Origin of the sequence: Shewanella sp. BJSY2023SW007 (genome assembly GCF_047314525.1) — a bacterium.
GTDB classification, from domain to species: domain Bacteria; phylum Pseudomonadota; class Gammaproteobacteria; order Enterobacterales; family Shewanellaceae; genus Shewanella; species Shewanella chilikensis.
The window spans coordinates 84,527-109,579 of record NZ_JBKORL010000027.1; the positions used below are offsets into that span (position 1 = coordinate 84,527).

General features: G+C 54.8%; 20 protein-coding genes. 11 read left to right on the forward strand and 9 right to left on the reverse strand.

Features of this window, described 5'->3' with window-relative positions:
* Positions 1-2: 2 nt before the first annotated feature.
* Entirely contained in the window at positions 3-1,529 is a 1,527-nt protein-coding gene (pntA, locus tag ACMHXE_RS05345; RefSeq protein WP_413731594.1) for a Re/Si-specific NAD(P)(+) transhydrogenase subunit alpha, read from the reverse strand.
* 435 nt (positions 1,530-1,964) lie between these two features.
* Here pntA and ACMHXE_RS05350 point away from each other — a divergent pair, with 435 nt between their 5' ends.
* The 3 genes from ACMHXE_RS05350 to ACMHXE_RS05360 are packed head-to-tail and all read left to right on the forward strand — an operon-like array spanning position 1,965 to position 6,272.
* Complete coding sequence (locus ACMHXE_RS05350; protein ID WP_226565667.1) at positions 1,965-3,779, forward strand: assimilatory sulfite reductase (NADPH) flavoprotein subunit; 1,815 nt, start codon at positions 1,965-1,967, stop codon at positions 3,777-3,779.
* A gap of 32 nt (positions 3,780-3,811) precedes the next feature.
* Positions 3,812-5,518, forward strand: coding sequence for an assimilatory sulfite reductase (NADPH) hemoprotein subunit (cysI, locus tag ACMHXE_RS05355; protein ID WP_413731596.1), 1,707 nt, complete (start codon positions 3,812-3,814; stop codon positions 5,516-5,518).
* Positions 5,511-6,272, forward strand: coding sequence for a phosphoadenylyl-sulfate reductase (locus ACMHXE_RS05360; RefSeq protein ID WP_165565541.1), 762 nt, complete (start codon positions 5,511-5,513; stop codon positions 6,270-6,272). The genes cysI and ACMHXE_RS05360 overlap by 8 nt, the downstream gene beginning before the upstream one ends.
* 538 nt (positions 6,273-6,810) lie before the next feature.
* Here the strand turns inward: ACMHXE_RS05360 and ACMHXE_RS05365 are convergent.
* Positions 6,811-8,289, reverse strand: a complete 1,479-nt coding sequence (locus tag ACMHXE_RS05365; protein WP_413731598.1) for a S41 family peptidase — start codon at positions 8,287-8,289, stop codon at positions 6,811-6,813.
* A 71-nt stretch (positions 8,290-8,360) separates the two neighbouring features.
* Positions 8,361-9,272, reverse strand: coding sequence for a phospholipase A (locus ACMHXE_RS05370; protein ID WP_335903870.1), 912 nt, complete (start codon positions 9,270-9,272; stop codon positions 8,361-8,363).
* A gap of 384 nt (positions 9,273-9,656) precedes the next feature.
* Here ACMHXE_RS05370 and cobA point away from each other — a divergent pair, with 384 nt between their 5' ends.
* The 5 genes from cobA to cysC are packed head-to-tail and all read left to right on the forward strand — an operon-like array spanning position 9,657 to position 15,206.
* The gene (gene cobA / locus ACMHXE_RS05375) at positions 9,657-10,478 is read left to right on the forward strand and encodes a uroporphyrinogen-III C-methyltransferase (RefSeq protein ID WP_413731601.1); all 822 of its coding nucleotides are present in this window, start codon (positions 9,657-9,659) and stop codon (positions 10,476-10,478) included.
* Positions 10,479-10,496: 18 nt separating this feature from the next.
* Positions 10,497-11,405 (forward strand): sulfate adenylyltransferase subunit CysD, encoded by a 909-nt coding sequence (gene cysD, locus ACMHXE_RS05380; RefSeq protein ID WP_025009976.1) that lies wholly within the window; start codon positions 10,497-10,499, stop codon positions 11,403-11,405.
* On the forward strand, positions 11,405-12,820 hold the full coding sequence (gene cysN / locus ACMHXE_RS05385) for a sulfate adenylyltransferase subunit CysN (RefSeq protein ID WP_233962676.1): 1,416 nt from the start codon (positions 11,405-11,407) through the stop codon (positions 12,818-12,820). Before cysD ends, cysN begins: the two co-directional genes overlap by 1 nt.
* A 1-nt stretch (position 12,821) precedes the next feature.
* A complete protein-coding gene (locus ACMHXE_RS05390) occupies positions 12,822-14,558 on the forward strand; it encodes an SLC13 family permease (RefSeq protein ID WP_071475796.1) in 1,737 nt (578 codons plus the stop codon).
* A gap of 9 nt (positions 14,559-14,567) precedes the next feature.
* Entirely contained in the window at positions 14,568-15,206 is a 639-nt protein-coding gene (cysC, locus tag ACMHXE_RS05395) for an adenylyl-sulfate kinase (RefSeq protein WP_025009979.1), read from the forward strand.
* Positions 15,207-15,220: 14 nt separating this feature from the next.
* On the opposite strand, the gene ACMHXE_RS05400 is transcribed toward cysC, so the two are convergent.
* Entirely contained in the window at positions 15,221-16,051 is an 831-nt protein-coding gene (locus ACMHXE_RS05400; RefSeq protein ID WP_025886905.1) for a TIGR03899 family protein, read from the reverse strand.
* Positions 16,052-16,116: 65 nt separating this feature from the next.
* On the reverse strand, positions 16,117-17,319 hold the full coding sequence (locus ACMHXE_RS05405; protein ID WP_186265365.1) for an MFS transporter: 1,203 nt from the start codon (positions 17,317-17,319) through the stop codon (positions 16,117-16,119).
* A 309-nt stretch (positions 17,320-17,628) separates the two neighbouring features.
* On the opposite strand from ACMHXE_RS05405, the gene hemG reads away from it, so the two are divergent.
* Both hemG and ACMHXE_RS05415 read left to right on the forward strand, forming a co-directional pair.
* Complete coding sequence (gene hemG / locus ACMHXE_RS05410; RefSeq protein ID WP_039033119.1) at positions 17,629-18,171, forward strand: menaquinone-dependent protoporphyrinogen IX dehydrogenase; 543 nt, start codon at positions 17,629-17,631, stop codon at positions 18,169-18,171.
* Positions 18,172-18,183: 12 nt separating this feature from the next.
* Positions 18,184-18,708: a cytochrome b/b6 domain-containing protein gene (locus tag ACMHXE_RS05415; RefSeq protein WP_413731604.1), complete on the forward strand. Its 525-nt coding sequence runs from the start codon at positions 18,184-18,186 to the stop codon at positions 18,706-18,708.
* A 67-nt stretch (positions 18,709-18,775) separates the two neighbouring features.
* Here the strand turns inward: ACMHXE_RS05415 and ACMHXE_RS05420 are convergent, their stop codons facing one another.
* Complete coding sequence (locus tag ACMHXE_RS05420) at positions 18,776-20,392, reverse strand: AMP-binding protein (RefSeq protein ID WP_101055722.1); 1,617 nt, start codon at positions 20,390-20,392, stop codon at positions 18,776-18,778.
* Between the two features lie 222 nt (positions 20,393-20,614).
* Between ACMHXE_RS05420 and ACMHXE_RS05425 the strand changes: the two genes are divergently transcribed.
* Positions 20,615-21,184, forward strand: coding sequence for an NADPH-dependent FMN reductase (locus tag ACMHXE_RS05425; protein WP_186265367.1), 570 nt, complete (start codon positions 20,615-20,617; stop codon positions 21,182-21,184).
* A gap of 49 nt (positions 21,185-21,233) precedes the next feature.
* Here the strand turns inward: ACMHXE_RS05425 and ccoG are convergent, their stop codons facing one another.
* The 3 genes from ccoG to ACMHXE_RS05440 form a co-directional block, all read right to left on the reverse strand.
* Positions 21,234-22,640: a cytochrome c oxidase accessory protein CcoG gene (gene ccoG / locus ACMHXE_RS05430; RefSeq protein ID WP_413731607.1), complete on the reverse strand. Its 1,407-nt coding sequence runs from the start codon at positions 22,638-22,640 to the stop codon at positions 21,234-21,236.
* A gap of 184 nt (positions 22,641-22,824) precedes the next feature.
* Positions 22,825-24,246, reverse strand: a complete 1,422-nt coding sequence (locus ACMHXE_RS05435) for a sigma-54 interaction domain-containing protein (RefSeq protein ID WP_224867906.1) — start codon at positions 24,244-24,246, stop codon at positions 22,825-22,827.
* A gap of 84 nt (positions 24,247-24,330) precedes the next feature.
* Positions 24,331-24,873: a thioredoxin family protein gene (locus ACMHXE_RS05440; protein WP_413731609.1), complete on the reverse strand. Its 543-nt coding sequence runs from the start codon at positions 24,871-24,873 to the stop codon at positions 24,331-24,333.
* Positions 24,874-25,053 lie beyond the last annotated feature (180 nt).

Sequence of the window (25,053 nt, forward strand, 5' to 3'; positions counted from 1 at the left end):
CCTTAATCCTTACGGAACATCTTCAGCATGCGCTGGGTGACGGTAAAGCCACCGAAGATGTTGATACTGGCAATCAGCACGGCGATAAATGCCAGTGCGGTCATCAGAGCTGAGCCCTGGCCAACCTGCAGCAGTGCACCTACCACAATAATGCCGGAAATAGCGTTGGTGACTGACATCAATGGCGTATGCAGCGCATGAGTCACGTTCCAAACCACGTAGTAACCCACCACACAGGCGAGCACGAATACAGTAAAGTGCGACAGGAACTCAGCCGGAGCCACCGAGGCTACGGCACCGAAGGCGGCCACACCCAGAGCGCCCAAAATATACTTGAGCTTGGATGGCACTTTCTCTTCTGCTTTTTTCGGCTCAACTTTGGCTGCCGGTTTCTTGGGCGCCGCGGTCACAGAGATCTGTGGTGGCGGGAAGGTGACTTCACCGGCCTTGACGACCGTCATGTTGCGCATCACCACGTCTTCGAAGTCTATGTTGGCGTTGCCGTCTTTCTCCTTGCACATCAGCTTCATCAGGTTCACCAGGTTGGTGCCGTAAAGCTGGGATGACTGTGCCGGTAAACGCCCTGGCAGATCTGTGTAACCTATGACTTTAACGCCATTGTCGGTCACAAAGAGTTCGCCGCTTTTGGTGTATTCGCAGTTGCCACCGGTGGCGGCCGCCAGGTCCACTATCACTGAGCCCGGCTTCATGGAGTCGACCATCTCTTTGGTGATGAGCTTGGGCGCAGGCTTGCCTGGAATCAGTGCTGTGGTGATGATGATATCCACTTCCTTGGCTTGCTCGGCGAACAGCGCCATTTCAGCCTTGATGAATTCATCAGACATCACTTTGGCATAGCCATCGCTGGAAGAGCCGTCTTCCCCGCCGAAGTCCAGCTTAAGGAACTCACCGCCCATGGACTCGATCTGCTCGGCCACTTCCAGACGGGTATCGAAGGCGCGTACTATGGCGCCCAATGAACCGGCGGCACCAATGGCGGCAAGACCGGCAACCCCGGCACCTATCACTAACACCTTGGCCGGTGGGACTTTACCCGCGGCAGTGATTTGGCCGGTAAAGAAGCGGCCAAACTCGTGGGCAGCTTCCACTACGGCGCGATAACCGCCGATATTGGCCATGGAGGAGAGGGCGTCAAGGGACTGGGCACGGGAGATCCGCGGCACCATGTCCATTGCCATCACGTTGATGTTGCGTTGTGACAGCTTTTCCACCAACTCAGGATTCTGGGCCGGCCAGATAAAACTTATCAGGGTGGCACCATCTTTGATTTGGCTGATTTCATCTTCGGTTGGCGCGTTGACCTTAAAGATCAAGTCGGCCTGCCATACATTCGGTACCACACTGGCACCGGCGGCTTCGAAGGCGGCATCACTGAAGCTGGACAGCGCACCCGCGCCTGCTTCCACCGCCACTTCAAAGCCGAGTTTTTTAAGTTGCTCTACCGTTGCCGGGGTCGCAGCGACCCGGGTTTCACCGGCGAGACTCTCTCTCGGTATTCCAATCTGCATGACTATTCCCTGATGGTTGATAAACAAAATTCACCCCGCCAAAACTCCGCTGGCAGAGTGAAAGAATGCAAGTCTGTTGACCTGGACTCGGGGGACTGGTCTTTCCCTTTCCATTGGGGACTTCCTGAAATAATTTCAGGAACCAAGCCCGCTCATGAATGAAATCCTGGGTGTGGGGTACAGATATTCCCTTCATGGCACCTAGCGTGCTTTTGGCATTGTCGCAAGTCTTTCAATGGAAACAAGCTCATATTCTTCATGTGGTGTGTTTCTCCACTGGTCAGAGCAAATTCTTTGCGCCAGGCCACACTTTTGTAGCTTAATTTTTATACCATGCATATTCCTTATTGATATAAAAAATTAAATATTATTCTTTTTTGCTTTTCGATGGTGGGGCTAAGCTTGCTGACATTACTCTGTCACCGGGCCGTCTCAATGTTACTGAAAGAACTCACTTCACTGGCTTCGCCACTCTCAGCGCCACAAGTGGATAAGCTTAAACAACTCACCGCCGAGCTCAGCCCGCTGCAGCTGGCATGGGTCAGTGGTTATCTGGCCGCCAGCGCTCAGGGGCAGGAGGGTGCTCCCCCCAAAAACCAGAGCGGGCAAACTCTGACCATACTCTATGGCAGCCAGACGGGCAATGGCCGGGGTGTCGCCAAGGCGTTGGCCGCCAAGGCCCAGAGTCTGGGCTATGGGGTCAATCTGGCATCTATGGGCGAATACAATGTCCGTAACCTCAAGCAGGAAACCCTGCTGGTGGCCGTAGTGAGTACCCATGGTGAAGGTGAAGCCCCCGATGATGCCATTGAGCTGCACAAGTTTCTCGGCTCCAAACGCGCCCCCAAGCTGGATAAGCTTCAGTATGCGGTTCTCTCTCTGGGGGATTCCTCCTATGAGTTTTTCTGCCAGACAGGCAAAGACTTCGATGCCCGCCTGAGTGCCCTCGGGGCCAAGCCTTTACTGCCGAGAGTGGACTGTGATGTGGACTATCAATCACAGAGCGACAGCTGGCAAACCGAGCTGCTTGAGCGGGTTAAGCCTCTGCTGCAGGTGGCCGATGGCGCTGCGACCAATGTAGTGTCTATCAATGCCGCCAATCTTGGTATCAATAGCAATACCGGTCAGGAATATGACAAGCAAAACCCTTACAGCGCCGAAGTGATAGTCAGCCAGAAACTGACGGGCCGGGATTCACTCAAGGATATCCGTCATCTGGAAATCGATTTGGGCGAGTCGGCCATCAGCTATCAGGCGGGTGATGCGCTGGGGGTCTATTTCCATAACGATGAGGCTCTGGTGGCTGAAATTCTCGAAGTGCTGGCGCTGGCGCCGGATACCCGGGTTCAGCTTGGCGCCGAGTCTTTGGAGTTGCGTGATGCCCTGATTGAACACAAAGAGCTGACTCAACTCTATCCCGGTCTGGTGCAGTTTTGGGCCGAAACAGTAGAGAGCGGCGAGCTGCTTACTATTAGCCAAGACAAGGAGCAGACCCGGCGGTTTATTCTCAGCCACCAACTGGTGGACCTGGTGAAACGTTACCCTCTCAATGGCGCCAAGCTGGATTCGGCCCAGGCTCTGTTGGACAAGCTGCGCCCCATTACCCCAAGGCTATACTCCATCGCCTCGAGTCAGAGTGAAGTGGAGTCTGAAGTGCATCTTACCGTGGCGCTGGTGGAAGAGGAGCGTGATGGCCAACGCCGTTTCGGCGCCGCTTCTCACTTCCTGGCTCGGGCCGAGGAGGGCGCCCAGGTGCGGGTGTATGTGGAACCCAACAAGCACTTCCGCTTGCCCGAAGATCCCCAGACGCCAGTGATCATGATAGGGCCGGGAACCGGTGTCGCGCCATTTCGGGCCTTTATGCAGCAAAGAGTGGCCGAGGGCGTAGCCGGCGACAGCTGGCTGTTCTTCGGTAATCCCCATTTCGAGCAGGATTTTCTCTATCAGACCGAGTGGCAACAGTACCTCAAGAGTGGCGCCCTGAGCCGGATCTCGCTGGCCTTCTCCCGGGATCAAGCGGAGAAAGTCTATGTTCAGCACAAGATTAAACAACAGGCCAAAGAGCTGTGGCAGTGGCTTGAGCGCGGGGCTCATATCTACCTGTGCGGCGATGCCGAGCGAATGGCCAAAGATGTGCACCAGGCACTGCTTGAAGTGGCCATGGAGCAAGGGGGGTTGACGAGCGAGGCTGCTGAAGCGTTTCTCGATGAACTGCGCAGCGCCAAGCGTTACCAGAAAGACGTCTACTGAGCTGAAGAACCTAGGAATAAAGAGATAAGGCCATGAGTGAGCAGAAATTATCCGCCAACGAGCATATCAAGACCGACAGTGACTATCTGCGCGGCACCATACGCGAGGGCCTGGGCACAGACGTGACAGGCGCCTTCAGCGACGACGATCAGCAGCTGATCAAGTTTCACGGTTTCTATCAGCAGGACGACAGGGATCTGCGCAACGAACGTAAGGAGCAAAAACTCGAGCCGCTGTACAGCTTTATGCTGCGAGCCCGGGTGCCGGGTGGTGTCTGTACTCCAGAGCAGTGGCTGGGGGTGGACAAGATAGCCTCGGAGCTTACCAGCTCCAACAGCATACGTTTGACGACCCGGCAGACATTCCAGTACCACGGTATCCCCAAGCGCAACCTGAAAACCATTATTCAGGGGCTGGACAGGGAAGCGCTGGACTCGATTGCCGCCTGTGGTGATGTGAACCGCAACGTCATGTGTAACCCCAACCCGGTAGAGTCCAAGCTGCATCAGCAGGCTTATTTCTGGGCCAAGAAGCTGTCGGATCATCTGCTGCCGCACACCCGTGCCTATGCCGAAATTTGGCTCGATGAGGAGAAGCTGCTCAGCACAGAGGACGAGCAGCCGGCCGCGGTTGAGCCTGTGTACGGCAAGACCTATCTGCCGCGTAAGTTCAAGATGGCAGTAGCTGTGCCACCGGACAACGACGTGGATGTTTACACCAATGACTTGGGTTTTATTGCCGTGGCGCAAGAGGGCGAGTTGGTGGGCTTCAATCTGGTGGCTGGTGGCGGTATGGGCTCGACCCATGGCGAAGTGGAAACCTTCCCGCGGCTGGCTGATGACTTTGGTTTTATCAAGGCCGAAGACACCATTAAGTTTGCCGAGGCCGTGATGACAGTGCAGCGCGATTGGGGTAACCGCAGCAATCGTAAACGCTCCCGTCTCAAATACACCATAGTGGATCACGGCTTTGAGGCCTTTAAGGCCGAGGTTGAAAAGCGCGCCGGGGTTAAGTTCGCCCCCAAGCGTGAGGTTGTCATTGGGGATCGCGGCGACAGATATGGCTGGGTTAAAGGCATAGACAACCACTGGCATCTGACCCTGTTTATCGAAGGTGGCCGGGTGAAGGATACCCAGGGTAAGTTGTTGCAGACCGGGCTTCGGGAAATCGCCAAGATACATAAGGGCGACTTTCGGATGACTTCCAACCAGAACATCATCATCGCCAAAGTGGCGGATGAGGATAGGGCTGAAATCGAAGCACTGGCACGTAAGCATGGCCTGATGGGGCAGGTAATCACCGCAACCCGTGGTCATTCTATCGCCTGTGTGGCGCTGCCGACCTGCGCCCTGGCCATGGCCGAAGCCGAGCGTTATTTCCCCGAGTTTATCGACCATGTGGATGCGCTGCAGGCCAAGCACTCCATAGGTGAGCAGGCGATAGTCGTGCGCATGACGGGCTGTCCCAACGGCTGTGCCCGCCCTTTTGCCGCCGAAATCGGTTTTGTGGGCAAGGCCCCTGGGCGCTACAACATGTATCTGGGCGCCAGCTTCGAAGGCACCCGATTGAACAAGATGTACCGTGAAAATATTCAGGAAGCCGAAATCCTCAGCGAGCTGGATAACCTGTTTGGTCGCTATGCCGCCGAGCGCAAAACCGGCGAGAGCTTCGGTGATTTCACGGTGCGCGCCGGGATAGTGAAACCTGTATTGGACGCGGCGAGGGACTTTCATGGCTGATACCACAAGTTTATTGCACAGCGCCGAAGCGCTGCTGGCCTTGCTGGATGCGCCGGCCTCTGAGCAGCAAAGCGCTCTGGCTGCCATCAATGGCTATCTTGGCGGATTAAGTGCTGAGGAGCGGATCCAATGGGCCTTGGCCTATCTGCCGGGGAGCCATGCCTTGTCGTCCAGTTTTGGCATTCAGGCGGCGGTGATGCTGCATCTGGTGAACTCGGTGCAGCAAGGTACACAAGTGATTTTGACCGACACCGGCTACCTGTTTCCCGAGACCTATCGATTTATCGATCAACTGACAGAGCGGCTCGGACTCAATCTTAAGGTCTATCGGGCCGAGACGAGCGCCGCTTGGCAGGAGGCCAGATTCGGCAAGCTTTGGCAGCAGGGGCTTGAGGGGCTGGAGCAATACAACCGCATCAACAAGGTAGAGCCGATGCAGCGGGCACTGGCTGAGCTGGATGTTGGCACCTGGTTTGCCGGGTTGCGCCGCTCCCAGGCATCGACCCGGGAGGCGTTGCCGATTTTGGCTATCCACGGCAAGCGCTATAAGATGCTGCCGATTATCGAGTGGAGCAATAAACAGGTGCATGAGTATCTCAAGCGCTATGACTTGCCCTATCACCCCCTCTGGGAGCAGGGTTATGTCTCTGTGGGGGATACCCATTCGAGCAAACCCCTGGAGCTGGGGATGACAGAGGAAGAGACACGTTTCAACGGGTTAAAACGTGAGTGCGGATTGCACTACGAGATCTGATTTGTGGCCGCTGTCATCAGCGGCTTTTTTCTGCCTGTGGACAAGTTGCCCGGCTTGTCATCTTGTGGTCATCTTGGGGCGTTAGTTTTGGCAATGTCGATTGTTAGTGCCTTTAGATAATCTGGACTCATACTTTAGTACATATTTGTTCACAGAGTTATGCACAGGTTGGTTTTCTGGTTTATAATCCAAAGTTCCCGCAGGGGAAGTGTGATATGCCATTCTGTATCGGGTGTTTTTATGGAACATCGGCTTAGCGGCAGGCAGTGCAGTCGGCAATACACATCAAGACGGCTCGCCCTTATGGCATCGGTTGCCCCGTTTTTTCAGCAGTCGGTCGCGAGTGACCCCGAGCTTTGATTGGCTTGCTGGCGCAGCTTCAAAGCACTCTCCGTGTCCCGGATAGCCCGATCACCCTTTCATGGGGCTATCCGGGAATTGTTTGTTCCAAACTTCAACTTCATCTGTGTCTCCACTCCCCCAGTTTTTCGCCGAGCAACTTTTTGAATGAGTCAACTAATGTTAACAATACGTCAGTTCAGTGCTGCCGGGCAGCTGAACTGGGCGTAGCCGAGCTTAATTGAGTATTGGGTAATGCTAGTTCTGATTGAGCATCCGTAGGCTTTCGCAGACGCTGCTCCGGGGAGATGAGAGACAGCAATCCCTGCCATTGCAAGGGGGCATCTGTGGGGAGCTGCAGATCCGGTTCTGTGCCGATTCCTGAAAGTAATTGGCCATAGCCATCATAGCCAAGCGAAGCGCTGATACTCAGTTTAAGGCCACTGGCCGGCAGGGTAAAATGATGTAAACGCCCCAGATCGCCGCGGGTCGGTTCGCCCACCAACAGCGCTCTGCGCCAACGTTTGGCTGCATAGGCAATCCATTCACACTCCTGGCGGCAGTCCGGGCCGATAAGTAGTACCAGGCGTCCCGAGTCAGGGACGGTCGCTGCAACCAGTTTGGGGATCGGGCGGGCATACCAGTGACTCAGGTTGGGCTGTGGCTGATTGTCCAGTGCGGCCTGTACCGGCGGAAATGGTGCGAATTGAGTGAGCGGCTCAAAGTGCAGCGGCCGCAGAAAGTCGCGCCGTAGCTGTGGTGAACGGCGGTAGCGGCCATAGCCCAGTGGTTGGCTGCTGAGTCCATCCTGATAGTTGCCGAGAAACTGCAACAGGCTGTCGCTGAAGCCGTGGGCATGGCGCAGATCCAGCACCAGGATGTGATGACTCATCGCGCGCAGCAAATCTTGTTGCAGCTGAGGGTCAGTCTCTATCGCATTGAGATCTGTCAAGGTAAACAGTGCAATCTCAGGCGCCAGTTGCTGCCAACTGGCCAGAATAGATAGAGGGGCACTGAGAAACTGCTGCGGTACTTTCACCTCTATGTTTTGCGGCTGGAGGTCAGCCCCATATAGCGTCAGCAGCACCTCATCTTTTACTCTAAGCCCCATCTCCCGCCTTAGCAGATCCAGCTGTTGCAGCCAAGGCATCTGCATAGGTACGCTATTTCGCTGCTCCGGCGGCAAAAAGTGATTGGCAATCTTCTGCCAATGGCTGATGGGCAGGCCATCGATATGGCTGATAAAAGGTGTATCATTTTGAAGGGGCTCGTCTTTGTCATTGAGCGCCAGCCATTTGTCTTCCATGGGCTTGAGCCTGAGGGGCAAGACGCCGGAGGGCAGCGCCGTTTGACTGACCCTGACCCCGGGGTCTTTAAGTTCTCCCAGCAACTTATTGACTTCGGCGGTGAAACGATTGATAGCTATGCTGTCTCGGTATTCCTGTTTCAGCCGTTGCAGTCTTTTCTCGAGTCGGGATTCAATGTCCGGATCCAGTACCAGAAAGGCTGAATGCTGCTGTAGTTGTTTGAGCAGCACAGTCAGATCGGTCTTCATCTGCCTTTGGCTCAACAGCTCTTTTTTCGCAGGCTCAGGCAGCAGGAATCGTCCCAACTGCAGACAGGAGATCAACAACAGCAGGATAAAGCAGCTAACTATTTCACGGAATCCCGGCTTCATATCTCTCCCTGATACCAGCCTCAGGGCCTATAAATGGCACAGAGGCAATCATTAAGCTCGCCCTTGATAGCTTACAGGATATCGTTGATGGCGACCCCTATACCTATACGCTGATTGTGATCGTTATAGTCAATAAGGCTTTCGCCGTAGCCATTGAAGTATTGTGCATATAGGCGCAGGTTGCCGAGTATGGGGTAACTCCAGGTAAACTCCACTGCGCCGCGGTTGGAACTCTGAAGATTGTTACGCAACATCAGGCTGAATCTGTGATCGTCTATGCCGTAGACGCCGGTCAGCTCGAAGTGGCCGAGGTAATCTGTGATATCCGGGTTATCGTCTCCGCGGGGATCTCCCTCATAGTCCTTCTCGTTTTCCGGGATCCGCCACCACACCTTGGCCGCCAGCGCTATAGGGCCCTTGTCGAACACCATGGTGCCATAAATACGGTTCCAACTGCGGGACAGGTCGCCCGACTTGCCATTGGACTGATGTACGGCACCAAAGCCCCAGAAGGAGTTGGTGAAACCGGCTATTTTCCAGTCGTTGTTGAATAGCATAAAGAGTTCGGGCTCGTGGTTGGTTTCACGAAACGGCGAGGAGATGTCCTTGTTGTACACCTGCCACCAAGATTGATTGGTATAGGCGAAAAACAGGTGACCATTGTCGCCAAACACGTTGTACATCAGTGGGAATTTGAAACTTATTTGGAATTTGGCTTCATATTTATCCAAAGTTTCATCTTCTGAAGTCGTTTTCGATTCAAAAGGGGCCATATTGGGCGAAGGATTATAGGTGACCGGTAGTATGTAATTGACCTTGTGCGGGGTGATTACAAAGGGCCGCTCTGAGGTTTCCAGCTCCTCTTGCACCCTTTGATCGACCAGCGAAGGGCCATTGTCTTCGGCGGCAGAGAGTTGGCTGGACGGTAATATTACCAGGGCCAATGTCAGGCCGCTGAGGCTGGAACGGATTTTGGTATACATATTCTTCCCTGTTGTCTCTGAGGCTTGATGGAGTGCCCGGCTGTTGTTTCGGCTTGAGAGTGTAACATCCTGGCTTTAGCCTGCACATTGCCATCCCAAGCTGCTGTCACCGAGATAAAACTATAATTTTTTGCCATAAGTTAGTGCTAAAAGCGGTAGTAAACAATAAAAAAATTCATTAACCCAGTTCGGCTATTATTTTGTAATCCATTGAAAATAAAAAGTAATGTTTTTTATTAACAGATTTCTCAGTCCCAGATATTTTTCCCGTTACCGCGATTCCCTCTTATATATCTAAAAGTAATAACAACTAATGATTCTCTATTTATAGTGGAATATGTGTAGCCGCTATATTGCTTGCATCAGCAAGATGGGGAATAGCGCATGGAATTACTGACACTGCCCGGTAAGCGGGCCAAGGGCAAAGTTTATCTGCTTGGAGCCGGTCCCGGCGATCCAGAACTATTGACCGTCAAGGCGTGGCACCTGCTTAAGCGCGCCGATGTGGTGCTGTTCGATACCTTGGTCAGTCCCGAGATCCTGGCGCTGATCCCCGAAGGTGCCGAGCGCATTGCCGTGGGTAAACGGGCCGGTGAGCACAGCGCTTCTCAGAGTGAAATCAATCGTTTGTTGCTGACCAAGGCCTTCACCCGCCAAACCGTGGTCAGACTCAAGGGGGGCGATCCCTTTATCTTCGGTCGCGGCGGCGAGGAGTTGCAGACTCTGGCGCAGGCCGGCGTTGCCTTTGAAGTGGTGCCGGGCATCACGGCCGCCAGCGGTACCGCCGCCTATGCGGGGATTCCCTTGACCCACAGGGATTTTGCCCAGGGGGTCAGCTTTATTACCGGTCATTGCCAGCTGCAAAACCGCCCCATGGATTGGCAAGGCTACGCCAACCCGGCCAACACCCTGGTGGTGTACATGGGGATCCTCAATGCCGGGCTTATTCAGCAACAACTGATTGCCCATGGTCGTAGCCCACAGACGCCGGTGGCCATAGTTTCCAAGGCCACGACCAGGCAGCAGCAGCGTGTTATCGGCACTCTGGAGCAGTTGCAAACCCTGGCTCAGGACTCGCGGGTAGTGATGCCGGCGCTGATGATCATAGGCGAAGTCGTCGCTCTGGCGGACAGCCTCAGCTGGTTTGAACCCGAGGCGGCGAACAATGGCCTGCAACTACAACATGATGCTGTTACAGCACTTTGAATCAATTGGAGAAATAAGATGTCAGGGCCAGTGTTGAGTCACCTTGAACAGTTGGAAGCCGAGAGCATCCAGATCTTTCGCGAAGTTGCCGCCGAATTTGACAACCCGGTGATGTTGTATTCCATCGGCAAGGATTCTTCCGTGCTGTTGCATCTGGCGCGCAAGGCTTTTTATCCGGGCAAGATCCCTTTCCCCTTGCTGCATGTGGATACCGACTGGAAGTTTCGCGAGATGATACGTTTTCGCGATCAGGCGGCCAAGAAGTACGGCTTCGAGCTTCTGGTGCACAAGAACCCGCAAGGCCTGGCGATGGGCATGAATCCCTTTACCTTCGGCTCGGCCAAGCACACAGACGTGATGAAGACCGAAGGCCTGAAACAGGCCCTGGATAAATACGGTTTCGATGCCGCTTTTGGCGGCGCCCGCCGCGACGAGGAGAAGTCCCGCGCCAAGGAACGTGTCTATTCCTTTCGCGATCGCCATCACCGCTGGGATCCCAAAAATCAGCGCCCCGAGCTGTGGCACACCTATAACGGCCAGGTCAACAAGGGGGAGAGTATCAGGGTCTTCCCGCTTTCCAACTGGACCGAGTTGGATATCTGGCAATACATCTATCAGGAAAACATCGACATAGTGCCGCTCTATTTTGCCGAGCAGCGCCCTGTGGTGGAGCGCGATGGCAGCCTGATCATGGTCGATGACGAGCGGATGCCGCTCAATGAAGGCGAAGTGCCCGAGTATCGCCGGGTGCGTTTTCGCACTTTGGGGTGTTATCCCCTGACCGGCGCCATAGAGTCCAGTGCCGCGACACTGGCAGAGATTATCGAAGAGATGTTGCTGTCCCGCTCCAGTGAGCGTCAGGGACGGGTCATCGACAGGGATTCGTCCGGGTCGATGGAAAAGAAAAAGCGTGAGGGGTATTTCTAATGTCGGTTGCACAACAAGTCAATGAGCTGGGTATAGAGCAATATCTTGAAAATCAGCAGCATAAATCGCTTTTGAAGTTTCTGACCTGTGGTTCCGTGGATGACGGCAAGTCAACCCTGATAGGCCGTTTGCTGCACGACAGCGCCCAGATCTATGAAGATCAACTGGCGGCACTGCATAAGGATTCCAAGAACCATGGCACCACGGGCGAAGCCGTGGATCTGGCCTTGCTGGTGGATGGCCTGCAGGCCGAGCGCGAGCAGGGGATCACCATAGATGTGGCTTATCGTTATTTCTCTACCGAGAAGCGCAAATTCATCATTGCCGACACTCCCGGGCATGAGCAGTACACCCGCAATATGGCGACCGGCGCTTCCAACTGCGATCTGGCGATTATCCTGATCGACGGTCGCTACGGGGTGCAGACCCAGACCCGCAGACACAGCTTTATCTGCTCTCTTTTGGGGATCAAGCAGTTCATCGTGGCCGTCAACAAGATGGATCTGCTGGATTTCAGTGAGGAGCGTTTCGAGGCGATCAAGGCCGACTATCTGGCGTTTGCCGGCCAGTTACAGTTGGAAGAGCTCCGCTTTGTACCGCTGTCGGCACTCGATGGCGACAACCTGGTGAACCGCTCGGCGCGCACCCCTTGGTATCAGGGCGAAACCCTGCTTGCCATGCTGGAGAGTGCGCCTGTGACCGGCTTTAACCACGCCTTCGATGCCCGCTTCCCGGTGCAGTATGTCAGCCGTCCTAACCTGGATTTCCGCGGTTTTGCCGGTACTTTGGCCTCCGGCAGTCTGCAAGTTGGCCAGAGGATCAAGGTGCTGCCTTCGGGGAAAGAGTCGACTATCGCCTCGATAGTCACCTTCGATGGTGATCGGCAGCAGGGCTATGCCGGCCAGGCACTGACCCTGACCCTGAATGATGAGATAGATATCAGCCGCGGCGATGTGATAGTACCGGCGGCGAGCCCTGTGGGCGTTTCCAACCGGCTGCTGGCTAAGGTGGTGTGGATGCACGAGCAGCCGCTGACACCCGGCAAGCAATACAACATCAAGCTGGGAACCAAAAAGGTGCCCGCCAGTGTCAGCCGCATACTGCACAGCATAGATGTGAATACCCTGGCACAGGATAGTGTTGCCGAGCTGAGCCTCAACACCATAGCCCTGGTTGAACTTGAGCTGAGTGAGGCCCTGGTGTTCGATGCCTATAGTGACAATCGCGATACCGGCGGTTTTATCTTTATCGATCGTATCAGCAATGTCACAGTCGGTGCCGGTATGGTGCAGCAGGCGCTTGGGGAAACTGAAAAAACGACCCATTTCAGTGAGTTTGAATTGGAACTCAATGCCTTGATCCGCAAGCATTTCCCCCATTGGCAGGCGCTGGATATCCGCGCTCAGGGAGACTGAATTGTCTGAAACCTGGATCCTGGGGTTAATACTGCTCGCGCTGGTGGCCGGACTTGTCAGTGGTCTGGCATCACCGGCCATGCTGTTTACCATAGCGGCGCTGCTCAGTTACCTCTTGGGTATGCTGGAGCTTGAGTCGCTGCTGGGCAGTTTTACCAACGCCAGTCTGGTGACTCTGGTGCTTCTGGTGCTGGCAACCACGGCACTGGAGAAGACGCCCTTGCTCGGTAGGCTCAGTCAGGTCATAGGCTCCGGCTCCTTGGGGCTGACCATGGCCAAGCTGGGGTTTTCCACCGCGCTGCTGTCGTCTTTTACCAACAATACCGCAGTGGTGGCCTCGCTGATTGGCGTGGTGCGTCGCAATCAGCAGCACGCACCGGCCAAGTTATTGCTGCCCTTATCCTACGCGGCGATTTTGGGCGGCACCCTGACCCTGATTGGCACCTCGACCAACCTGATAGTGAACTCCTTTGTTGAAAATGCCGGGCTGAAACCCCTGGGCTTTTTTGAGTTTTCCTTGATTGGCCTGGCCGTGGTGGTGGCCGGTATCGCGCTCTTGGTGTTGCTGTCACACCTGTTGCCCGATGGCGATGAGCAACATGGTGATGAAAGTCTGCCCTATCTGTTGGAAGCCAAGGTGCTGCCCGGCTCAACCCTGGTGGGCCGCAGCGTGCAGGACAATAGACTCAGGGCCCTGAAAAAGCTCTATCTGGCTGAGCTCGAGCGCAGCGGCATTCGCATCTGCCCTGTGCCGCCGCAACTCGTGCTGGCCGCGGGGGATGTGCTGCGCTTCAGCGGCGCGGTGGAGTCGGTGGAGTTGCTGCATCAATTCGATGGTTTGGAGTGGTTCGGCAAGCAGCAGGCCAGGGGCCAGAATCTGGTGGAAGCCGTGCTGGCGCCGTCTTCGGCTTTGGTGGGCTCTTCACTCAAGGCCTCGCGATTTCGGGAGCAGTTTGATGCCGCCGTAATGGCGATTCGCCGCGGCCATCATCCACTCAAGGGCGGCTTGGGCGACATAGTGCTGCAGGCCGGAGATGTGTTGCTGTTGACCCCGGGCGATGGCTTTGGTCGTAATCCGCGTCTCAGTACCGACTTTGCCGCTGTCAGCGGCCTGGACCTGAGTGTCAGGCTGGACAGTCGCCGCAGTCAGTGGGTGCTGGCGGGCTTTGTGCTCACCATAGCTGCCAGTCTGCTGGGCTGGCTGCCGCTGGCCAAGGGGCTGGTGCTCTTGTTGCTCAGTTATCTGGCGATAGGTGCCGTGACCCTGGGCGAGCTCAAACGGCGGTTCCCGCTGGAGCTGGTGTTGATTGTCGGCAGCGCCCTAAGTCTGGCCAAGCTGATGTTGGATACCGGCTTGGCCAAAGGGATGGCCGATACTCTGCTCGGCGCCTTTTCCGGCTTTGGGGTCTTTGGCGCCTTTGTCGGGGTTTATTTGCTGACCTTGCTGTTGACCGAACTCATCACCAACAACGCGGCGGCGGCCCTGGCTTTTCCCGTGGCCTATGCGATTGCGACCAGCTTCGGGGTCGACAGTCGGCCCTTTATTCTGGCAGTGGTGTTTGGTGCCAGCGCCAGCTTTATTTCGCCCTATGGCTACCAAACCAATCTGATGGTGTTCAACGCCGGTAATTACCGCTTTATTGATTTTGTGCGCTTGGGGCTGCCGCTGTCGTTGCTTTACTCGGCGATAGTTTTGTTTCTGGTGCCCATGCTGTTCCCCTTTGATGCGGGTCTTTAAGGAGTGACGATGAAGAATTCTACCCAGCCCAATGCCGATATCGTTTGGCATCAGCATGCTGTCGATCAGGCGGCAAGGGCAGCCCAGAAGGGCCAACAACCTGTGCTGCTTTGGTTCACCGGGTTGTCCGGCGCTGGCAAGTCGACCTTGGCAGGCGCCCTGGAGCGGGCACTGTTCGAGGCGGGGTTTCACACCTATCTGCTCGATGGCGACAATGTGCGTCATGGTCTTTGCAAAGATCTTGGTTTCAGCGCCGCCGATAGGGATGAAAACCTGCGAAGAGTGGGCGAAGTTGCGCACCTGATGGTGGATGCCGGTTTGCTGGTACTGTCGGCCTTTATCTCGCCGACCCGGGCCGAGCGCGATGCCATTCGCTGCCGGTTTGCCGCGGGACGTTTTATCGAAGTGCATGTTTCCACGCCGCTGGCTGTGTGTGAGGCCCGCGATCCCAAGGGCTTGTATCAGAAGGCGCGTAAGGGGGAGATCCGTGACTTTACCGGGATTTCGGCGCCCTACGAAGAGCCGCTGGCTGCCGAGTTGACCATAGATACCAGCAAGGGCGATCTCAATACCCAGGTGCAGGCATTGCTGGATTACCTCTCAGCCTTGGAAGTGATCCCGTCGACGCGATTACAGGCCAGCGCCTGAGGCTTAGTAGATGCCTAGCTAATGCTGAAGTCTTTGGTAAACAAGGCCTTCAGCGCATTGATATAGGCTTCGTCTTCCCTTGGACGCACCAAGAGTGCCAGTTCATCGCCCACTGGGGTAAAGCGGTAGTAGCTGAACAGCAGGTGGCCTGATTTTGGGGTTAGCTTAAGGTGTTGCTGCTGGATCTGCAGTTGCAGCGGGCTCTTGCTGTCCAATATGCCGGTTTCGAACTCGCCCCTGTGCAGTATGCCGCCATCCACCAGGGTGAGTATGCTTGAGTAGGGCATGCCGAATTGCGACAACCCCAGGTTGACCGCGCTGTGTTTACGAAAATACTGGCCTATGCCGCCGCTGACTCTGTAACCACTGATAAGCTTGAGTCGGCTCTCATTGTTGACCTTGACCGCCATCCCCAGCGCTTTTTCCAGTATGTGTGCCTCTCTCAAGGTCAACTGTTTCAGGGTTGCCAGGGTACGCAGGCTGAAATTACCTGGATTGATGATTTCACTTGAGAGTATCCGAGCCCACAGATCCTGCATCTTGCGATTGTGGATCTGCTCGGCCATTTGGAAGAACTGATGTACCCAGTCGGGATCCAGCTCCACCCCGGTCACATCGGACGGGGTATAGCTCAGTGCCATGGCGTAGATGTTTTCCAGGTTGCGTTGGTACTGGGCTTGTTGTTTGTCGATGCGAAAGGCCGCCCGTTCGGCAACGCTGGCGTTGGCAGGTTTATAGTCCTGTTCAGAGGCGAGCCCCAGCAGGCGCCCGAGGCGCAGTGCCTTCTTGCGGGCCGATGCCTGACCTGGCTCTTCTATTTCTCTGGGGAGTTTTTCCTCTGCCATTCTGATTATCTTCTCGCGAAAACTATGCTTCTTTATGCATAATTTTCAGTTAGTTGTCCAGCAGTTCAGCCGGCTTCCTGCTGTTGGGTTTCTGCAACGAGGGCCTTGTGCCAACTGAGTTCTCGTCCGGGGGCCGGGGCCTTGGGCACCAGGCGTGCCAGCAACAGCGAACAGGCGGCGAGTCCGGCACCGATATAAAACACTGCCGCAGGTGAACTGAGCCAGAGCACTCCGAGCAATACCGGGATCACCACGGCCGCGATATGATTGATGGTAAAGCTGACCGACATGGTGGCGGCAATGTCTTTGGGATCGGCAATTTTTTGGAAATAGGTCTTGATGGCAATCGCCATGGCAAACAGCAGGTGATCTATCACATAGAGCGCCGCTGCCATGTGGCCGTCCTCCACCAGGGCATAACTGATAAACAGCAGCACCAGGCCTATATATTCCAGGGTCAGGGCGTGCCTTTCTCCTATGCGGCCGATAAAGCGACCTATGGCCGGGGCAAACAGCAGGTTGACTACATAGTTGATCAGAAACAGAGCCGTGATCTCACTGACGCTGTAACCGAACTTCTCCACCATCATAAAGCCGGCGAACACCATGAAGATTTGCCTTCTGGCTCCCGAGAAAAAGGTCAACAGGTAATAGAGCCAGTAGCGTTTTCTGAGGATGATTTTCTTGTGCTGGACTTCGCCGGTATCGAACTTGGGGAAATAGCAGTAGAGAGTGATTACCATCAAAAGCCCCAAGGCCCCTATAAGGCTGTACATCCAGACATAGTCCAGCTTGAAGACTGTCATCACCAACCAGATGCTGCCGTAGCCGCCCAAGGCGGCCGCGGCGCGCCATGACATGGCCTTTCCCATGAAACCTGCTGTCTGGGACTTGTCGACCCACTGCAGGGTCAGCGATTGATTGATGGTTTCAAAGTAGTGAAAGCCGACCGACATTAAAATGGTCGTCAGATAGAGCCCCAATACCTGGGGAAAGAAACCGGTAATGCCCACCCCGATGCACAGCAGCGCCAGCGACAACAGGGCGAAGGCCTGTTCTTTAATCAACAGCAGCACAAAAATGGCGCTAAAAGCCAGAAACCCGGGAACCTCCCTGAGGCTTTGCAGCATGCCTATTTCGGCGCCGGTGAATAGTGCTCTTTCAATAACAAAGTTGTTCAGCAGGGCCTGCCAGACGGCAAATACCAAGGACATGACAAAGGTCATCCACAGTAGCAAGGCCTCGGGATTGCGGGTTGGTTGCTGCATCTTGTTTCGAAAATGGCTGCAGAGTATCAGCTTATGCTAATACCAGAACCTGGAGATAACCAGAAAACTTTGTTGAAAAATATTATCCGGCTGTAAAGCTGCTGTAGCGCCAAGGTTCCACTGCCATAACGGCTTCTTGGGTGGCGGTGATCCTTAGGTTCCCACAGCGGTTATTTTTTGTGAACTACTCGGTATTTCCGCGGCTTGGATAGCGTTTCGCCCTTTGCCCGTGATCTGTTTCATGTAAATGAGCTAATGGATCACCTAAGATGGCATCAGTACTAAGAGATTGAACTACTAGGGGTTAAGGTGAGCAAGACTCTTCTGCTGTATTCCAGCGTGCATGGTCAGACCCGCAAGATCTGTGACGTTATGGCAAAGCAACTTGGCGCTTTGGGGCAGCAAGTGACCATGGCGGCGATAGATGATGCGCCGGATCTGGCCGATTTTGATCGGGTCGCCATTGGAGCCAGTATTCGTCACGGCAAGCACAATCCTGCCGTGTTCGACTATATCCGTCAACATCAGCAGCAACTGGAAAGCAAGGCCAATGGTTTCTTTTCCGTGAGTCTGGTGGCGCGCAAGCCGGAAAAAAACACCCCGGAAACCAATCCCTACATGCAGGCATTCCTGGCGAAGACAGAGTGGAAGCCCAAGCAGTTGGCCGTATTTGGCGGCAACCTTGACTATCAGGGCTATGGAGCCATGGACAGAAATATCATACGTTTCATCATGTGGATCACCAAGGGACCGACCGATCCCAATACCTGTATTGAATACACTAATTGGGACAAGGTGCAGGAATTTGCCGAGCAATTGGCGGCGCAGGCTCTGATCTCCAGGGCGGGTTAAAGCGAGGCTGAAATGGATCTGTTGCAACGTCTTTGGCGCTTCTATAGTGCCCATCAACACTTGTTGTTAATTCTCTTGTGTTTGTTTCTGGTGCTGGGTAGCAGCAGTTTGATGATGATCCGCAGCATCAGGGCCGGTGCCGGTTTCTGGGATCTGAGCCATGTCTATCTTGGGCTCCTGTGTGTGCCGCTGTCGCTGACGTTTCTTGTGAGTAACTGCACCTCCGGCCGCTGGCGTCAGTACTTTAGTCTGTTTATCGGCGATTGGCGCCAGATAGGTGCCGATATCGGCGGCTTGTTCAAAGGCAAGTTACCGGTTGCTGGCGGCAAGGGGCTGTTCAGCCTGATAGAAGGGCTGGGGATGTTGTTGCTGCTTGGGGTGGCTCTGACAGGCTTACTCTGGTATTTGACCCAAGGCTCCAGTGATGCGTTGCTCTGGCGTGGTTGGCATAAGCATCTGGCCCACGGTTTTATCGGTTTTCTGATAGTGCACGCCATCTGTGCCCTCAGCCATCTGCTGGACTTCTTTCGTCAGTAGTAGAACGCTGAAAGTAAAAGAGTTCTTATAATAAAAATGCCGCTTTTAAGCGGCATTTTTATTTGGCTTATTTGCGCAGTTCACGCCTGAGTATTTTGCCGACCGTGCTCTTGGGCAACTGGGCGACAAACTCTATCATTTTGGGCACCTTGTAGGCCGCGAGTTCTGCCCGGCAGTGGGCCTCAATGGCTGCTTGAGCCTTGGCGGCATCGACCTCAGGTTTGAGTACTATTACCGCCTTGACGGCTTCACCGCTGCGCTCATCTTCAACACCGATAACCGCGCATTCAAGTACCAACTCACAGCGAGCCAGCACGTTTTCGACTTCGTTGGGGTAAACATTGAAGCCGGAAACGATAATCAGATCTTTCTTGCGATCCACTATGCTGTGATAGCCATCTTCACTCTCAATGGCGATATCTCCTGTCTTGAAGAAGCCATCTTCTGTCATCACAGCCGCAGTTTCATCGGGCTTTTGCCAGTAACCACTCATCACCTGAGGGCCGCGCACCGCGAGTTCACCGGCTTGACCTGGCGGCAGGGGCTGGTCATTGCCATCGAGAATTTGCACTTGAGTTTCGATAACCGGCTTGCCTATGCTGCCCAGACGTTCAAGCCCCGGCGCGTTGAGGGAGATAACCGGTGAGGTCTCACTCAGACCATAACCTTCAGATATGGTGCAGCCTGTGGTTTGTTGCCAGAGTTTGGCTGCGGCTTCGGTGAGGGCGGTACCGCCTGAAATGGTGATCTTCAGATGGGAAAAGTCCAGTTCACGGAAGGCTTGCTGATGGCACAGGCCAACAAAAAGGGTGTTAAGCCCGGCAAATCCGGTAAAGGGATATTTGGCCAAGGTCTTGATCAGCGAGGCGATGTCCCTCGGGTTGGGAATGAGCACTGTCAGGGCGCCGCGCTCAAAATAGAGCACCAGATTCACCAAAAAGGCGTAAATATGGTAGATGGGCAGTGGGGCGACGAAGATCTCTTCCCCCTGTACCAGGTTGGCGCCGATACGGGATTCACATTGCATGGCATTGGCAATCAGGTTTTTGTGGCTGAGCATGGCTCCCTTGGAAAGGCCTGTGGTACCGCCCGTGTATTGCAGCGCCACCAGATCGTCCAGCTTCAGCTTTACTTCGGTGAACTCCAGCTGACGTCCCTGTTCAAGAACCTTGGTAAATTCGAGGTTTTTCAGGCCGGTTTTGGGCTGAATTTGCGGCTCGATAAGATCCAGCGGATGAGTGGATATCACAGTTTCAATCGGGGTGCTGGCAACGACTTTGGCCAGAATCGGCAAGAGATCTGACAACACCACCAGCGCCTTGGCGCCGGAATCCTTGAACTGATGGATCAATTCCCGTTCGGTATACAAGGGGTTGGTATTTACCAGCACCAGGCCTGCGCGAATCGCGCCATAGGCGGCAATAACGAATTGGCTGATATTGGGCAGTTGAATGGCGATACGATCGCCGACTTGCAGCTGGGTGTTGTGCTGCAGGAAAGCGGCAAAGGCGCGTGAATCCCTCTCCAGTTCCCGAAAGCTGATGGCCTTGCCGAGGCAGGCAAAGGCGCTCTTGTCGCCGTAACGCTCACAGCTGCTGACTATCATATCCGCAAGAGAGTCATAGCGGGAAAAATCCAACTGAGTCTGGCTATCGTATACCTGATTCTGTATCACTCTTGTCATCACCTTTTCCTTTGGAATTTATTATTGTTATTGGGTTTTGAATGCTTATCCAGCCATGATGTTAACTTTGGCCCGTGCTTCCCCCGACACTTTCTGCACCTTTTGGGGTGCTTAGTAATGATCAGAGTTCAGGTTAGAGGCAAAGCGCGGCCAAGGCAATGGTGCCAGATGAAAAATCCTCTGCAATAAATGGGTTAATTGACTGTAATTAAGGATAAAAACATGCAGCAACTGCGGATAAAGTTTATTTCCGGTAGCCTGAGAAAAGGCTCGTTCAACACCCGTCTAGCCCATTATGCCGCCGCCGTGGCCGCCGAGCTGGGGCTGGAGTCTGAGGTGCTGACACTGAATGCGTTTCCCATGCCCCTGCTCAATCAGGATGACGAGGCCGAATTTGGCGCCCCCGAGGCTGCCGTGGCACTCAAGAGCAAGCTGTTGCAGAGCGATTGTCTGGTGCTGGTATGTCCTGAGTACAATGGATCCATTACCGCGGCACTGAAAAATGCCATCGATTGGCTGTCCCGTCCGGCAACTCAACCTGCGGGTAATGTATTTGCCGGTAAATGGGTGGCCTTGATGGCGGCAAGCCCGGGGGCACTCGGGGGGCTCAGAGGTTTGACCCCGGTCCGTGAGCTGATGTTTAACCTGGGGGCGCTGGTATTGCCCGAGCAGTTGGCGCTTGCCAAGGCTCACGAAGCCTTTACCGAAGATGGTTCTCTGCTGGGAGATGACCAGCAGAGCAAGGTGAAAAGCATACTGCAGGGGCTGATTGCCCAGCAGAGAAAAGGATAAAAAAGCGGGCGGCGAAGCCGGGTGAAACACTTCGCCGCCCTGAGGCAACTCACGGGGCAAAAAATACCGACTTCTGGCTGACGCTATTATCTGGCGCATCGGCCTCAAGCACTTTAAACAGCAGATTGCTGCGGTTGTTGTCGATTTGCGCCACAGGCACAGTCAAGGTCAGCGGCAATTCATACTGCTCGCCGGCGGCGATGTGAACGCGATTGGTTGACAACTGATAGGGCAGGGCGCCGCTGATCTCTATCCGGTATTGCTTATCCTGCTGGGTCTTATTGCGTATTTTCAGCAGATAGCTGTTTTCTATGCCGTCATCCAGGGTTTCCCGGTACAGGCTCTGGCGGTCGCGGATCACATTGAGCGTGATGGGATCCCGCGAGTAGATATCCAGCCCCATGGTGCAGAGTATCGCCAGCAAGGCGGCGCCATAGCCAATAAAGCGTTTGCGCTGCCATAGTGGCGGAGTTTGCCTGGTCAGTGACTCTTCACTGGTATAGGAGATGAGCCCGGGGCGATAGCCAAACTTGCTCATGGTCTGATCGCAGGCATCGACGCAGGCGCCACAGTTGATGCACTCATATTGCAGGCCGTTACGAATATCTATCCCGGTTGGGCACACCTCGACGCAGAGATTACAGTCGACACAGTCGCCAAGCTCTGTGGCTTGCTTGCGTTTTCTTGGGCCACGGCTTTCACCGCGCTGGGTATCATAGGTCACTGTCTTGGTGAAGGAATCGAACATGGCTGATTGGAACCTTGAGTAGGGGCAGCAATGCAGGCACATCTGCTCACGCATCCAACCGGCATTGAGATAGGTACACAGGGCAAAAAAGTACACCCAGGCGCTATCCCAAAAACCGGCGGAGAAGGTAAAAATCTCCGGATACAACTGCTTGGCCGGTACAAAGTAGGCGATAAAGCCACAGCCGGTGAGCAGTGAAATCAATATCCACAGCAGGTGTTTGCCGCCGCGTTTGCTGGCCTTGCTGAGGCTCATGGGCGAAGCGTCCAGCTTGATCCTCTGGTTACGGCTGCCTTCCAGCTTCTCTTCTACCCAGGCGAAGCCGAAAGTCCAGGCGGTTTGCGGGCAGAGATAACCACACCAGACGCGGCCCCAAAACAGGGTCACAAAAAACAGGGCAAAGGCCGCGGCGATAAAGAACCAGGCCAACAGGGTAAAATCCTGGGGCCAGAGGCTAGCACCAAAAAAGTAAAACTGTTGATTGGCCAGATCGAACCAGATCGCCTGTCGCCCCTGCCAGTCGATAAAGGGCAGTAACAGAAACAGGGCTATCAACAGGGCGTTGAGGCCGCTGCGCCAACGCTGAAAATAACCGCGTTGGCTACGAAAGTGGATTTTACCGCCTTGGTGGCTGCTCTTTTTATCTTGGGGGGAGGGGATAAAAGTGACCGGAATCGCTTCCGATGACTGTCTTGCCTGTTGAACCATGCTATTTCCTGAATGACGACTGACATACGGCTAGGCAATCGCAAGAGACGTGCCAGTTAAAATGCATGTTTAACTTATTGATTTATATCTAATATTATTTCATTGGGATAAATAAAAGCTCACGACATAGCGTGAGTTGGCGATATATCGTGACTTTTGTGGTTTTTGGTTTTCAGCCTCGGCTTCAACTGCCCTGGCGGCAGATCCCCAGCTTCTGCATCCGCGATCTCAAGGTGCTGGGGGGCAGCCCCAGACTGCTGGCCGCGCCCCTTGGGCCGGATATTCGCCAGTGGCAGGCGTCCAGTGTCGCTTTGATATGAGCTGCTTCCACTTCGGCCAGAGTCTGACCCACAGTTGGCAGCGGCGTATCGCTGGGCAAGGGAGCGAGATGCAGTATCGGCTCGCGGGCAAGGATGGCTTCCCGTTCCAGCAGGTTTTGCAATTCACGCACATTTCCCGGCCATTGATATTGCATCATCCGCCGCAGACTATCGCCATCAACGCCCGCCAGGGGTTTACCCAGTTTCAATGACAGGCTCTTGAGCAGTTGTTGCACCAGCTCAGGGATATCTTCCCGCCGCTGTCTCAGTGCCGGGACCTTGAGCGGAAAGACATTGAGTCGGTAGAAGAGATCCATCCGGAACAGCCCTTGCTCCACCCGCTGCTGCAGATCGTGATGAGTGGCGGCGATCAGTCGAATATCCACCTTGATACTGTCGCTGCCGCCGACGCGTTCAAACTCCTGCTCCTGAATGACCCGCAGCAGCTTGGATTGGGCCTCGAGGCTGAGTTCGGCCACTTCATCGAGGAACAGGGTGCCTCTATGGGCCAGTTCGAAGCGCCCCTTACGCCGCTGACTGGCACCGGTAAAGGCGCCTTTCTCATGGCCGAATAGTTCGCTCTCCAAGAGTCCGGCAGAGAAGGCGGCGCAGTTGACTGAGATCATCGGCTTGTCTTTGCGGCTGCTGAGTCTGTGCAACTGGCGGGCGACCAGCTCCTTGCCTGTGCCATTTTCCCCCTGGATCAACACGGTACTGTCGGTATTAGCCACCAGGCGCAACTGTTTGAGCAGGGTTTGGATCATCGGGCTGTTACCGGCAATCTCCTGGGTGCCCGTCTTGTCTTCCAGCTCGGCCTGCAGCCAGGAGTTTTCCGAGGCCAGTTGTTCCGATAGCGCCTGTACCTGTTCCAGCGCCTGACGCAGCGACAACTCAGTCTGCTTTTGCAGACTAATGTCGCGAAATATCGCTACTACGCCCTTGAGCTTACCGTCCTGCCAAACTGGGGTGGAACTATAGTGTACGGGAAAGCAGCTGCCGTCCTTGCGCCAGAAGACTTCCGTGGTTATTTCTCTGGCTTTGCCATCTTTGAGTGTCTGATAGATGGGGCAATCTTCGTGGGGATAGACACTGCCATCGGCGTGGCTGTGATGGTGAAAGTCGTGGATCTTGCGCCCCAAGAGTTCGGCGGCGCTCCAGCCGGTCATCTTCTCGGCCGCCGGGTTAATAAAGACGGCATTACCTTTAAGATCAAAACCATAAATGCCTTCACTGACGGCATTGAGCAAGAGGCGGTTTTCGGGCAAAAAGCTGTTTGAGTCAGACAAGGGCGGCTCCTTCGGCACTGAGGTCTGCGCCAGTATAGAGCCGCTTACCGGGCTTGCAAGTACAAAGGCACGATATATCGTGCCTTACTGGCTGATTTGAACATGAGCCAGCACCTTGAGCAGATCGTTGACCGTCAGGACGCTGGGCATTACGACCCCTTCGGGCACGGCCGGGCCATGGATGCGGTTATAAGGCACCCCGGCAACGCCCTGGGAGCTGAGATAGTTGGATACCGCCGGGTTGGGCTTACTGAGGTCGCCACGCATCAATACAATATTCGGCTCGGCCAGCGCCCTGACTATCTGCTCCCTATGGAGCACATTGGCCTTGTTGGCCTGGCAAATCAGGCACCAATCGGCACTCACATCGACGACGACTGTCTTACCTTTGGCCACCAGAGCCGGGATTGCCTGGCTGTCTAGGACTTGCCAGCGCAGCTCCCGGTAAGCTTCATAATCTTCGCCGCGATACACAAAACTGACCACGGCGGCGACACAAAAAGCCATTCCCCCCAATACCAGGATCACCGCCATGGGGATCTTGGCGCCGCGGCGTTTTTTGATTAGCAGCAGCACAATCACCGCTATCAGGCTGAGCAGAGCCAATATGCTGAGAGTAAGTATCATCCGGGCCTCAATGGGTTTAGGGAGCTATATGGGCGCTCAGTATAGTCAGCAAGCCTTAAAACTAATTGAAAATTGGCGGCTCGAAAGCGCTGGCTTCATAGAGTATATTGACCAACCTGTTGCGAAAGGTGCTTGTTCTATATGAGACCGGTGTTTGCACAAGACAGGGCAAAATGGTGT